Below are 11,489 nucleotides of genomic sequence, written 5' to 3'. Positions count from 1 at the left end.
CGAAAGTCGAAGCCATACCGACGAATCAGTCACCGGCCGTGCTCCTGCATCTCGGGGTGTGCCACATCTTGTTTCCCGGGGTGGCGGCGGCGACGATGATCGGCACGACATCGTTGAGGCCGGGGAAGAACCCCATGAAGTTCACGTCGCACACGTAGGCGTTACCGTAGGCGCCCTGATTGCCTACTCGGACAAGCCCTTTCAGCAGCAACGGGATGTTGTCGCCGAAGAACGCCACTTGCGGCTCGACGTCCATCAGGTGTCTGGCCACGCCGGGTTTGCGGTCGATGAGTTCGCGCAGCGCCGGGTATACATCGGTGGCCGAGGCGGATAGCCGCCCCATCACCCGGGACAGCGAACCCAACGATGAGACCAGCTCCGGACGACGCCGGTCGAGTTGATCAACCATCTCGCGGGTTCGGGTGATCACCCCGTCAAGATTGTCGTTCTGCTGAGCAAGGTTGCCGACCACTTTGTTGAGGTTCGTGATCACGTCGCCGAGAGCGTGGTCTCGTCCGGCGAATGTCTCTGTCAGCGTGGATGTTTGGCTAATGAGCGTGGTCAGCGATGAGGTATCGCCCTGCAGCGACGCGATGATGCCCTTGGTCAAGTTGTCGGCATCCTGTGGATTCAGCAGACTGAACAGCGGTTCGTAGCCGTTGAGCAGCGCGGTGACGTCGAAGGACGGTTCGGTGCGTTGCAGCGGGAGCACACTGCCTGGCGGGAGCAGGCCCTGATCGCCCTCCGGTCCCAAAGACAGCCCCAGGTAACGCTGCCCGACGATATTCTGGTAGGTCACGGAGGCGACGGTGTTGCCGTACAGGTGCTGATCGGTTTGCACCACGAACGCGACTTTCGCGAGTTTTCCGTCGAGCTCGACGCCTTCCACCCGGCCCACCCGCACCCCGGCCATCCGGACGTCGTCGCCCTCGCGCAGCCCGTAGACATCGGTGAACACCGCCGAATATCCGGCGGTGTCGCCGGCGACGTCACGTCGCAGGCTCACATACACCAGCCAGGTGAGGGTCAATGCCACGACCATGAACAGGGTGAGGCCGATCAACGGTGCCCGGAATCTCATTTCTGCTCTCCGGGTGAGGATTTCGGTCCCTGTTTCAAAGACACGGTGGTGCCGCGGGCAACCGGGCCCAGCAGCAATTCGGTGGCCGCGGTGGCGGGCAGGCCGGTGATCACGCTCAATACGTTCCGTTCGTATTGGCTGCCGACCGGTCCCACGTTGCCGCCGAACGACGACTGTGGGATCCAAGGCGCCTTCGGTGCCACCGGCGGAACCCACGGAGCGTTGGGTGCCGGCGTCGCCGGCGCCCCCGGTGACGGATTATCGGGGTTTGCGCTGCCTGGTACGGGCGGCGACGGCATAATCCCCGGGGCCAGTGGGGGATTGGGATCGATCAGATTGGGAGTCGGGTTGATCAGCGGCGGGCCGATCGCCACCAGGTTTCCGTCCGGGCCGATAATCGTTCCCGGCGGCGGGGCTAGATCCTTGGGCGGCTGATAGTTCTGCGGCAGCAGCACTTCCGGCATGTCGGGGCGCACCGGAATCAGCGGCGCGGTAAAACAGCTCGGTCCCTTCAGCTCGCCGTAATGCGGGCAGTCCGCGCGGGTGTAGGTGGAGCTAGGGGTAAAGCTCAGCATCGCGCGCATATTGCCGACGTCTCTTCCCGGCACCCAGACTTCCTCCATGAACCTGTTGGCCAGGTTGTCCAATTTGGTGACCGCGGGCACGAAGTTGTTCGACTTCATCGCCAGCACACCCAACACCGGCGTGAAATCGCTGGTGATCCGGATGAGCTGGTCGATGTGGTTGTCGAACGATGTCCGCGTTGTGCCAAGCGTGTAGTCGGCGCCGGAGAGCAGCGAGACCAGCTGCCCGCGCGTCTCGGCGAAGGTCTGCATCGGCTCGACCGCTTGGTGTAAGGCGTCGAGCAGATCGGGTGCAGTCTGCGCGAGGCCACGCGCCGCGTCGACGAGCGCCGACACGGTCGAGGGGCCGGTGTCGGTGCCGACAATCGAATTGAGTTGATCAAGAAGACGATTTAGCTGTGCCCCGGCGTTGAGCAGGGCTCCGCGCCGATGATCGGTGGCGGCGCCCAGGGCGGCCAGTATCCCGATGGACCGGTCGTCGCGGCCGCGTCCGGCGGCGGCGAGCAGGTCGCGCAGCTTGCTGACGGTCGTCTGGAACAGCACGGTCGGAAGCCGGGTGTCTTCCGGAATGTGGGCGCCCTGCCGGATCGTCGCCCCGGAATGCTCCCGGTTTGGGGAGCCCACCAGTTGCACCGACGACACGGCGAACACATTGCTGGGCACTACCCGCGCCGTCACGGACGCCGGAATCGACTCGGCGAACTCGGGTTTCAGGTCGATGTGGACGTAGTTGGGCTTTCCGTCGGAGGCCGGAATCACGTCGTCGACCATTCCGACGAGCACGCCGTGATACTTCACGTCGGACTTCTGCGGCAGCCCGTCGCCGACGTTGACCAGGTCGGCGACCACTCGGACGTAGTCGTTGAGCCTGCCGGTGGACTTGACCACCATCGCGACGGTGAGCAGGGCCGCGACCACCAGCACGGCCGCGCCGATCGCAAGCAGCTGCCGATCCGAGGGCCCGCGGCCGTCCAGCTCAAGGGAATTCGGCTTACCCATCTGCCTAACCACCGAACCTCGCGCCGGCGTCTACCCCCCACAAAGCCATGGTGAGCAACATGTTCACGATGATCACCACGGTGATGCTGGCCCGCATGCCGTGCCCGGCGGCCACGCCGACACCCTCGGGCCCGCCGGTCGCGTAAAAGCCGTAGTAGCACTGGATCGTGGACGCGATCCACACGAAGATGACAGCCTTGATCAACGAGTAGACGATGTCTTGGCCGGCCAACATCAGCGTGAAGTAATGCAGGTACGAGCCGGTCGAGCCGCCGCTGCTAATCCCGACCACGACCTGCGTGGTCAGATAGCCGATCGCCAGGCAGGCCACATACAGCGGGACGATGGCCGCCACCGAGGCGATCAGCCGCGTTGTCACCAGATACGGGATCGGGCGGATCGCGATCGATTCCAATGCGTCGATTTCCTCCGCGATGCGCATCGAACCCAGCTGCGCGGTGAAGCGGCAGCCGCCCTGCATGGCGAAAGACAGTGACGCCATCAGCGGTGCCAGCTCGCGGGTATTGACCAACGAGGAGACGAAGCCGGTGGCCGGGCCGAGCCCAAGCAAGTCAAGGAAGTTGTAGCCTTCGATACCGACCAGCGCGCCGACGGTCATCCCGAGTACCACGGCGACGCCGGCGGTGCCACCGCCGACCACGATCGAGCCGTTACCCCAGGTGATGTTCGACAACAGCCGCAGGAACTCGCCGCGGTACTGGCGCAAGGCGAGCGGCACGGCGGCCAGCGCCCGGATGAAGAAGACCAGCAGGTGGCCGAGCCGAATGATCGGTACGGTGCCCCTGCGGTACTGCCGGATGACCGGAACGGTCAGCATTGCAAATGGTCGGTAGGCAGAAACCGCCATGTCATAGCCCCGTCCTGGGCGAGAGCATGATGTAGAGCTGGCTGATCGCGACGTTGACGATCATCAGCAGCAGAATCGCCTCGACAACGGCCGCGTTGACCGAGTTCGCGACACCCGTGGGGCCGCCGACGGTGGATAAGCCTTTCTGTGCCGACACGACGGCCACGATGGCCCCGAAGATGACCGCCTTCACCAGCGCCAAAATCATGTCGTCCGTCGTCGCGAACGAGGCGAACGTCGAGACGAAGCTGCCGGGTGCGCCGTTCTGGAAGTACACGTTGAACATGTAGCTCGCGAAAAATCCGACGAAGCAGACGACACCGGTGAGGGCGACGCCGATCATGATTGCCGCGGCGAAACGCGGAACCACCAGCCGCCGGATCACCGAGACGCCCATGACCTCCATCGCGTCGGTTTCTTCACGCATGGTCCGCGAACCCAGATCGGCGGTGATCGCCGATCCGACCGCCGACGCCATCAGCACGGCAGCGACGAGCGAGGCGCCCTGACGAATGACCGCGAGTCCACTGGCCGCGCCGGCCAGCGAGGTGGCGCCGACCTGCCCGGCGAGCAGGGCGAACTGAATGGACAGGGTGACGCTGATCGGCAGTGACACCAGAATCGTCGGCAACACGGCCGTGCCGGCCATAAACGCGCCCTGGCGAACAAATTCCTGCCATTGAAATCGGCCGGCCACCAGATCGACAAAGAAGTATTGAATGGTGCGCACGCCGAGCACGAACTGTTCGCCGACCGTTGTCAGTGCGGCAAGCGGATGACGTTTGACGTATCCGACAGACCAGTCCTGGACGGCGATGACGCCATCTTGTTGTGCCGTCATTGAAGCGCAGCCGGCAGTCCGTCTAGCAAACTTCGGCTACCGATCATGGCGCACCAGCTACCGCCTCCATTGGCGCTCCCCCCACCAATAAATGCACGAGTGCAGAACAAGAGGAGTCGGGTGCCGTGCTGCGCATCTGCATTACGGTAGTGTCACCAGGCTCTGTGAACTGCGGTTCTCGGTGTGTGCTGTATCACAGTAGTCCACTTGATAGGCGCTTTCAATAGTGTAGAGTCACTCACCTGAGATCGTCACCGGACGATACCGACGCGTTGGAATGTCAGCTCGACGAAGGTAATGGCATGCCCTCAGCAAACACTGGTTCGCTCCGGGACCGGCGCCGCGCGGAGTTACTCTCCCAGATCCAGGGCACCGCATATCAGCTTTTCGCCGAACGCGGATTCGATGCGGTGACGACCGAGGACATTGCCGCCGCCGCCGGAATCTCCATCAGTACCTATTTCCGGCACGCACCCACCAAAGAAGGCCTGCTGGCTGACCCCGTCCGCGGGGCGATCGCTGAGATCGTGGGTTCGTACAACGCGCGCCCGCCGGACGAGTCGGCGGTCGAGGCGTTGCTTCATGTGTTTGTCACGCGTGCCCGCGACGCCGACGAACTCGACAATCTCGATACCTGGCGCCATGCGATCGCCACCGCGCCCCACCTGTTGAGCAAGACGGCGCTGGTCAACGAAACCGACCACGACAAGTTCATTGAGCAAGTCGCCTCCCGCATGGGTGTCGATGCGACGGCCGACCTGCGCCCCGCGCTGTTGGTTCACACGAGTTTGGCCACAGTCAAATTCGTCCTCGATCGTTGGCTGACCTCGGATATGCCCGCGAGCCTGCCATTTCACCGTCAGTTGGAGGGCGCGCTGCGCACCACCCTGGCCGGGTTCGACTAGGGGTTGCCGTCACTGCGAAACAGCCTGTGGGGCTTCAGGATCGCATCTACCCATCGTCACCGGGCTAAACCGCCGTGACTTTGCTCGCTGCCTCGTGAAACAATCGCTGGCCGTGAAGACATTCGAGGATCTGTTCGCCGAGCTCGGTGACCGCGCCCGCACCCGGCCGGCCGGCAGTGCCACGGTTGCCGCGCTGGACGGTGGGATCCACGGTCTGGGCAAGAAGATCCTGGAGGAGGCCGGCGAGGTGTGGCTGGCCGCCGAACACGAATCAGACGACGCATTGGCCGAGGAGATCAGTCAGTTGCTGTACTGGGCGCAGGTGCTGATGATCGCGCGCGGACTTTCCCTCGACGACGTCTACCGGAAGCTGTGAACATGTTGCGGGTCGCGGTTCCCAACAAGGGCACGCTGAGCGAGCCGGCCAGCGAGATCCTCTCCGAGGCGGGCTACCGGCGGCGCACCGATTCCAAGGACCTCACCGTCATCGACCGCGTCAATCACGTCGAGTTCTTTTTCTTGCGGCCCAAAGACATCGCCATCTACGTCGGTTCGGGGCAGCTCGATTTCGGCATCACCGGACGCGACCTGGTGCTCGATTCGGATGCGCCGGTGCGCGAATGCCTGGCGCTGGGTTTCGGGTCGTCCAGCTTCCGCTATGCGGGGCCTGCCGGGCGTGACTGGACGACGGCCGATCTGGCCGGCAAGCGGATCGCCACCGCCTACCCGAATCTGGTGCGAAAAGATCTGGCAGACAGAGGAATTGAGGCGACCGTCATCAGGCTCGACGGTGCCGTGGAGATCTCGGTGCAACTCGGAGTGGCCGATGCGATTGCCGACGTGGTGGGATCCGGCCGCACCCTGAGCCTGCACGATCTGGTGGCCTTCGGTGAGCCACTGTGTGATTCGGAGGCGGTGCTGATCGAGCGCGCCGACCATGGCGGCCAGGACGCGGCGAGAGCTCCGCGCGACCAGCTGGTCGCACGGATTCAGGGCGTGGTGTTCGGGCAGCAGTATCTGATGCTGGACTACGATTGCCCGCGCTCGGTGCTGGACCAGGCTACGTCGATCACGCCGGGGCTCGAGTCGCCGACCATCGCCCCGCTCGCCGACCCGGACTGGGTCGCGATCCGCGCGCTGGTGCCGCGTCGGGGAGTCAACGAGATCATGGACGAGCTCGCGGCCATCGGTGCCAAAGCGATTCTGGCTTCCGATATCAGGTTCTGTCGGTTCTGATCGCTCCGGCCCGGCCCTCGCTGTGTTAGCGTCCGGCTAGGGGAGGGGGCCCGCCGGGCTGTCCTCCTCTTATCGTCTCGTCGTTGCCGCGCTGTTCATTCTCAGGAGGTCGCCGTGACACACGTCCTTGTTCTATTGCTGGCTTTGCTGATTGGTGTTGTCGCCGGTTCGCGTTCGTTGACGGCGCCCGCCGTGGTCGCGTGGGGCGCGTACCTGGGTTGGATCGATCTGCACGGCACCTGGGCATCCTGGATGGCCAACATCATCACGGTCGTTGTATTCACCGTTCTCGCCATCGGCGAATTGGTCAACGACAAGCTGCCCAAGACGCCGCCTCGCACGGCGCCGCCGATCTTCGCTGCCCGGCTCGTCACTGGCGGGTTTGCGGGCGCTGTGCTCGGCGCGTGGCCGCACTGGACGTTCAGCGCGCTCGGGGCGGGCATCATCGGCGCGGTGCTCGGCACCCTCGGCTTCTATCAGGCACGCAAGCGGCTGGTGGCGGCGATCGGTGGGCGGGACCTGCCGATCGCGCTGCTGGAGGATGCCGTCGCGGTCTTGGGCGGACTCGCCGTCGTTGCCTTGACGGGTCACGTGGTGACGGAATATCTGCTCACGGCCGTGAAGTGACCGCGCATTTCGACGCGATCATTGTCGGGGCCGGCCAAGCCGGGCCGCCGCTTGCCGGACGGTTGACGGCTGCCGGGCAGCGCGTCGCGATCGTCGAGCGCAAACTGATCGGCGGCACCTGCGTCAACAACGGATGTATCCCGACCAAGACGCTGGTGGCCAGTGCGCACGCCGCTCATCTGGCCCACCGCAGCGGCGAATTCGGTGTCGCGACCGGATCGGTCAGCGTGGACATGGCCAAGGTCAAGGCGCGCAAAGACGGCATCATGCTCGCCGACCGCAAGGGTGTCGAGGACTGGCTGGAGGGCATGGACGGCTGCACGGTCTTTCGGGGCCACGCCCGTTTCGCCGATCCGCATACTCTGCGCGTCGGTGATGACGAGCTGCACGCCGACCGGATCTTCCTCAATGTCGGTGGCCGCGCGGTCGTGCCCAATATCCCCGGCCTCGATGATGTCGAGTTCCTCACCAACGTCTCCATTCTCGAAATCGATACGCTGCCAGCACATCTCGTCATCGTCGGCGGCAGCTACATCGCGCTGGAGTTCGCTCAGATGTACCGGCGTTTCGGGGCGGCGGTCACCGTCGTGGAGCGGGGCCCGCGATTGGCCTCCCGCGAGGACGAGGATGTCTCGGCCACCATCAAGGAAATCCTGGAGGCCGAAGGCATCGAGATCGTCCTTGGAGCTGACGACGTACGAATCGTTAAGAGCGATAACGGATTCAAGCTCACCGCCCGCGCCGGCGCCGACCCCATCGTAGGCAGTCATCTGTTGTTGGCGGTGGGCCGCCGGCCCAACACCGACGACCTGGGGCTGGAGGCCGCCGGTGTGCAGACGGATGCCCGCGGTTACATCGAGGTCGACGATCAGCTCAAGACCAACGTCGATCACATCTGGGCAATGGGCGATTGCAACGGCAAGGGCGCATTCACCCACACTTCGTACAACGATTTCGAGATCGTGGCTGCCAACCTGCTCGACGACGACCCGCGCCGGGTGAGCGACCGCATCCCCACCTACGCGCTCTACATCGATCCGCCGCTGGGCCGTGCCGGGATGACCGTCGCCGAGGTCCGCGCGTCGGGTCGCAAGGCGCTGTTCGGGAAGCGTCCGATGACCAGGGTCGGTCGGGCCGTGGAAAAGGGTGAGACGCAAGGCTTTATGCAGGTCGTCGTCGACGCCGATACACAGCAGATTCTCGGGGCCGCCATCCTCGGGGTCGGCGGCGACGAGGCGATCCACGCGATTCTGGACGTCATGTCGGCCAAGGCGCCCTACACCACGCTGTCGCGCACGATGCATATCCACCCGACCGTCAGCGAGCTGATTCCCACGATGCTGCAGGAGATGTCACCGCTCGACTAGGTGTACTCGGACTCAGCGGCGCTGGACCAAGATCGTCTGCGCCGACGTCCCGATGAAGCCGGCCCGGTCGAAGATTTCGGCCGTTGTCACCCCGACGCCGTCGGGTCCGATCGACGCGCGTGCCCGCAGTGCGAAGTCGCTGCCGTCCGGAAGCCGGTGCAAATGAACGACGGTGTCGGTGTTCATGAAGGCGAACCGGTCGGGATCGAGAACCTTGCCGACGCCGTTGGCACAATCGACCACGCTGGCAAGCCGCTGCAGCGCCGTCGTGGGTTCGGCGTCGACGACGTGCACCAGCGGGGTGAGCCAGGCGACCGCGGCCTCTCCGTCGCCGTGCTGCTGGCGCCAGTCGGTCGCGTCGAAGTAACCGCCCGCGTCGGTGAACGGAGCCGGTGCTGATCGTCCTTCCACCAGCGCGGGGTGGCGGTCGGATGCCACGTCGGTCGTGTCGCTGATCGCCAGCAGCCAGGCGCTGACCCGGGCCACGGCGCGGGGTTTGCCGCCGTCGCGGTCGGCATGGGCGTACCTCCCGCTTGCGGGGGAGAGCTCGGCGACGATCATGCTGATCCGCGAACCTCGACGTTCCACCCAGGCGTGGGCCCGCAGCGGTTGCACCGGGATCGCCCCCAGGATGTCGAGGGTGAGGCGTCCGATCCGCAGACCCGAGCCCGCCTCCTGCTCCTCGATCAGCTTCGTCAGCAGCGCCAGCGGTGGCGAGCCGTGCTGCAGTTCGGGGCTCCAGTTGCTGCGGGTGTGGTCGGTCGCGCTGAAGACTTGGAACCGACCCTCGGTGGGCAGCCGCCGGTAGAAGCAGCCGATCATGCCGCCGGTTCGGTCGGATGCGAAATAGCCTGCGCCCGAACGTGATCTGGCCAGCCTGGATACGGCGGCGGGGTGCCGCCGAAAACCGGGCAGTACTCGTGGTGGGGACACCAGTCGCACAACCGTGACCGGCTGGCGCGGAAATCTCCCGTTTCACCAGCGGATTGGATGGCGCGCCAGATCGCCATCAATGTCTTCTCGAAGCGCAGCAACTCGTCGAGCTCGGGCGAATAGTCGAGCACCTGGCCGTCGGCGAGGTAGATGAGTCGCAGCCGGGTGGGCGGCACCCCGCGGGTCCGCAGCAGCGCGACCGCGTAGAACTTCATCTGGAACATCGCCTTGAACTCGGCCAGCGCTCGTGCGGCCGGCGGCGCCTTGCCGGTCTTGTAGTCGACCACCCGCAGCTCACCCGTGGCGGCCACGTCGATCCGGTCGATGAAGCCACGCAGCAGGGTGCCGTCGGCGAGCTCCACCTCCACCCGCTGCTCGCAGCACTGCGGGTCGAATCGGGTCGGGTCTTCCAGCCGGTAGTAGCCGGACAGCAGTGCGCGAGCTTCCTCCAGCACCTGGGTCCGCTGGACGGAGTCCAGCTCGCCGACTCGGTCGGGCTCGGCGGCGACCACCTGCTCCCACGCCGGCTCCACGAGCGAGATCGCGGTCTGTAGTCCACGCGATGCCGCCGGCATGCCGTAGAGCTGTTCCAGCGCGGCGTGCACCACCGAGCCGCGGATCTGCGCCGTCGACGGGGGCTCGGGCAGCCGGTCGATCGCCCGGAACCGGTACAGCAGCGGGCACTGCTTGAAATCCGCAGCCCGCGACGGCGACAGGGCCGGCCTGGAAGGCGGCCGTGCCAGGTCCTGTGGCTGGTCGGTCATAGTCGCAGCCTAGGACGCAGCGCCGACAACCCCGAACATCGACAACGGCGAGTCGGCTGGCACGCTGAACGGCGTGTCCATCACCGGCCCGTTCACCGTCGGCGAGCGCGTGCAGCTCACCGACGCCAAGGGCCGTCACTACACGATGGAGCTCACCGAAGGCGCCGAGTTCCACACGCACCGCGGCGCGATTCCCCACGACACGATCATCGGGCTGGAGCAGGGCAGCGTGGTCAAATCCAGTAACGGCACGCCCTACCTGGTGCTGCGCCCCCTGCTGGTCGACTACATCATGTCGATGCCGCGGGGGCCTCAGGTCATCTATCCCAAGGACGCCGCCCAGATCGTGCACGAGGGCGACATTTTTCCGGGCGCCCGAGTGCTGGAGGCCGGAGCCGGATCCGGTGCGTTGACCTGTTCACTGCTGCGCGCGGCGGGGCCCGACGGGCGGGTGGTCTCCTATGAAGTGCGGGCCGATCACGCCGAACACGCGCGGCGCAACGTCTCCGTCTTCTTCGGCGAGGCGCCGCCCAACTGGGAGCTGATCGTCGGCGATGTCGTCGACTCAGGGCTGCCCGACGATTCCTTCGACCGGGCCGTGCTGGACATGCTCTCCCCGTGGGAGGTGCTGGACGCGGTCTCGCGGCTCGTGGCCGCCGGCGGGGTGCTGGTGATCTACGTGGCCACGGTCACCCAACTGTCGAAGGTGGTGGAGGCGCTGCGGGCCCAGCAGTGCTGGACCGAACCGCGGGCGTGGGAGACCATGCAGCGTGGTTGGCATGCTGTCGGCCTGGCGGTGCGGCCGCAGCACACGATGCGCGGGCACACCGCGTTCTTGGTGGCGTCGCGGCGGCTCGCGCCGGGCACCGTCGCCCCGATGCCGTTGGGCCGCAAGCGTCCGGGCCGGGACGGCTAGGGGTAATCCTCGCTGCGCGACAGCGAGCGTCGCACCGACAGCAGCTCGAACTCGGGATGCGCAGCGACCAGACGTTCGGCCGCGTCAAGAACGTCGACGGCGTGCCCACGGTCACCCGACACCACGGCCACCCCGATGCCCGCCCTCCGATGCAGGTCCTGCGAACCGGTCTCGGCGGCCGAGACACTGAACTTGCGGCGCAGCTCGGACACAACGGGACGGATCACCGACCGCTTCTGCTTGAGCGATCGCACGTCGCCCAGCAACACGTCGAATTCGAGCCAGGCGATCCACATCAGCCGGGCGGAGGTTCCGCGGGGGCGGGTTCGGGAGGTGGCGCCGGCGCGGGGGCGGGTTCGGGAGGTGGC

Annotated in this window: 13 protein-coding genes; 6 read left to right on the top strand and 7 right to left on the bottom strand. The window is 65.8% G+C overall.

The window, feature by feature from the left end; translation table 11 throughout:
* Positions 1 to 25 precede the first annotated feature (25 nt).
* From OK015_RS17370 to OK015_RS17355, 4 genes are read right to left on the bottom strand one after another with little or no spacing between them, the layout of a single operon-like run.
* Positions 26 to 1,081 carry an MCE family protein gene (locus tag OK015_RS17370; RefSeq protein ID WP_268124826.1) on the bottom strand — a complete coding sequence of 352 codons (1,056 nt, stop codon included), beginning with the start codon at positions 1,079 to 1,081 and terminating at the stop codon, positions 26 to 28.
* On the bottom strand, positions 1,078 to 2,664 hold the full coding sequence (locus OK015_RS17365; RefSeq protein WP_268124824.1) for an MlaD family protein: 1,587 nt from the start codon (positions 2,662 to 2,664) through the stop codon (positions 1,078 to 1,080). The genes OK015_RS17370 and OK015_RS17365 overlap by 4 nt, the downstream gene beginning before the upstream one ends.
* Before the next feature lie 4 nt (positions 2,665 to 2,668).
* Complete coding sequence (locus OK015_RS17360; RefSeq protein WP_268124822.1) at positions 2,669 to 3,532, bottom strand: ABC transporter permease; 864 nt, start codon at positions 3,530 to 3,532, stop codon at positions 2,669 to 2,671.
* A gap of 1 nt (position 3,533) precedes the next feature.
* Positions 3,534 to 4,373 carry an MlaE family ABC transporter permease gene (locus tag OK015_RS17355; RefSeq protein ID WP_268124820.1) on the bottom strand — a complete coding sequence of 280 codons (840 nt, stop codon included), beginning with the start codon at positions 4,371 to 4,373 and terminating at the stop codon, positions 3,534 to 3,536.
* Between the two features lie 302 nt (positions 4,374 to 4,675).
* On the opposite strand from OK015_RS17355, the gene OK015_RS17350 reads away from it, so the two are divergent.
* The 5 genes from OK015_RS17350 (at position 4,676) to OK015_RS17330 (ending at position 8,508) form a co-directional block, all read left to right on the top strand.
* Entirely contained in the window at positions 4,676 to 5,278 is a 603-nt protein-coding gene (locus tag OK015_RS17350) for a TetR/AcrR family transcriptional regulator (protein WP_268124818.1), read from the top strand.
* 94 nt (positions 5,279 to 5,372) lie between these two features.
* Positions 5,373 to 5,654 (top strand): phosphoribosyl-ATP diphosphatase, encoded by a 282-nt coding sequence (locus tag OK015_RS17345; protein ID WP_085220407.1) that lies wholly within the window; start codon positions 5,373 to 5,375, stop codon positions 5,652 to 5,654.
* Positions 5,655 to 5,656: 2 nt separating this feature from the next.
* Positions 5,657 to 6,514, top strand: coding sequence for an ATP phosphoribosyltransferase (hisG, locus tag OK015_RS17340; protein WP_268124813.1), 858 nt, complete (start codon positions 5,657 to 5,659; stop codon positions 6,512 to 6,514).
* Between the two features lie 114 nt (positions 6,515 to 6,628).
* Positions 6,629 to 7,141 carry a DUF4126 domain-containing protein gene (locus OK015_RS17335; protein ID WP_268124811.1) on the top strand — a complete coding sequence of 171 codons (513 nt, stop codon included), beginning with the start codon at positions 6,629 to 6,631 and terminating at the stop codon, positions 7,139 to 7,141.
* A complete protein-coding gene (locus tag OK015_RS17330; RefSeq protein ID WP_268124809.1) occupies positions 7,138 to 8,508 on the top strand; it encodes an FAD-containing oxidoreductase in 1,371 nt (456 codons plus the stop codon). The genes OK015_RS17335 and OK015_RS17330 overlap by 4 nt, the downstream gene beginning before the upstream one ends.
* Positions 8,509 to 8,520: 12 nt before the next feature.
* On the opposite strand, the gene OK015_RS17325 is transcribed toward OK015_RS17330, so the two are convergent.
* A complete protein-coding gene (locus OK015_RS17325) occupies positions 8,521 to 9,330 on the bottom strand; it encodes a thioesterase family protein (RefSeq protein WP_268124807.1) in 810 nt (269 codons plus the stop codon).
* A complete protein-coding gene (locus OK015_RS17320) occupies positions 9,327 to 10,205 on the bottom strand; it encodes a RecB family exonuclease (protein ID WP_268124805.1) in 879 nt (292 codons plus the stop codon). The genes OK015_RS17325 and OK015_RS17320 overlap by 4 nt, the downstream gene beginning before the upstream one ends.
* A 73-nt stretch (positions 10,206 to 10,278) precedes the next feature.
* On the opposite strand from OK015_RS17320, the gene trmI reads away from it, so the two are divergent.
* Entirely contained in the window at positions 10,279 to 11,121 is an 843-nt protein-coding gene (trmI, locus tag OK015_RS17315; protein WP_268124803.1) for a tRNA (adenine(58)-N(1))-methyltransferase TrmI, read from the top strand.
* Here the strand turns inward: trmI and OK015_RS17310 are convergent.
* Positions 11,118 to 11,417 (bottom strand): DUF503 domain-containing protein, encoded by a 300-nt coding sequence (locus OK015_RS17310; RefSeq protein WP_268124801.1) that lies wholly within the window; start codon positions 11,415 to 11,417, stop codon positions 11,118 to 11,120. The two genes, trmI and OK015_RS17310, sit on opposite strands and share 4 nt — an antisense overlap.
* Between the last annotated feature and the right edge of the window lie 72 nt (positions 11,418 to 11,489).

The organism is Mycobacterium sp. Aquia_216 (genome assembly GCF_026723865.1).
Classification (GTDB): Bacteria; Actinomycetota; Actinomycetes; order Mycobacteriales; family Mycobacteriaceae; genus Mycobacterium.
Note: the sequence above shows the minus strand (reverse complement) of the source record. Positions and strands in the feature narration are given on the sequence as shown.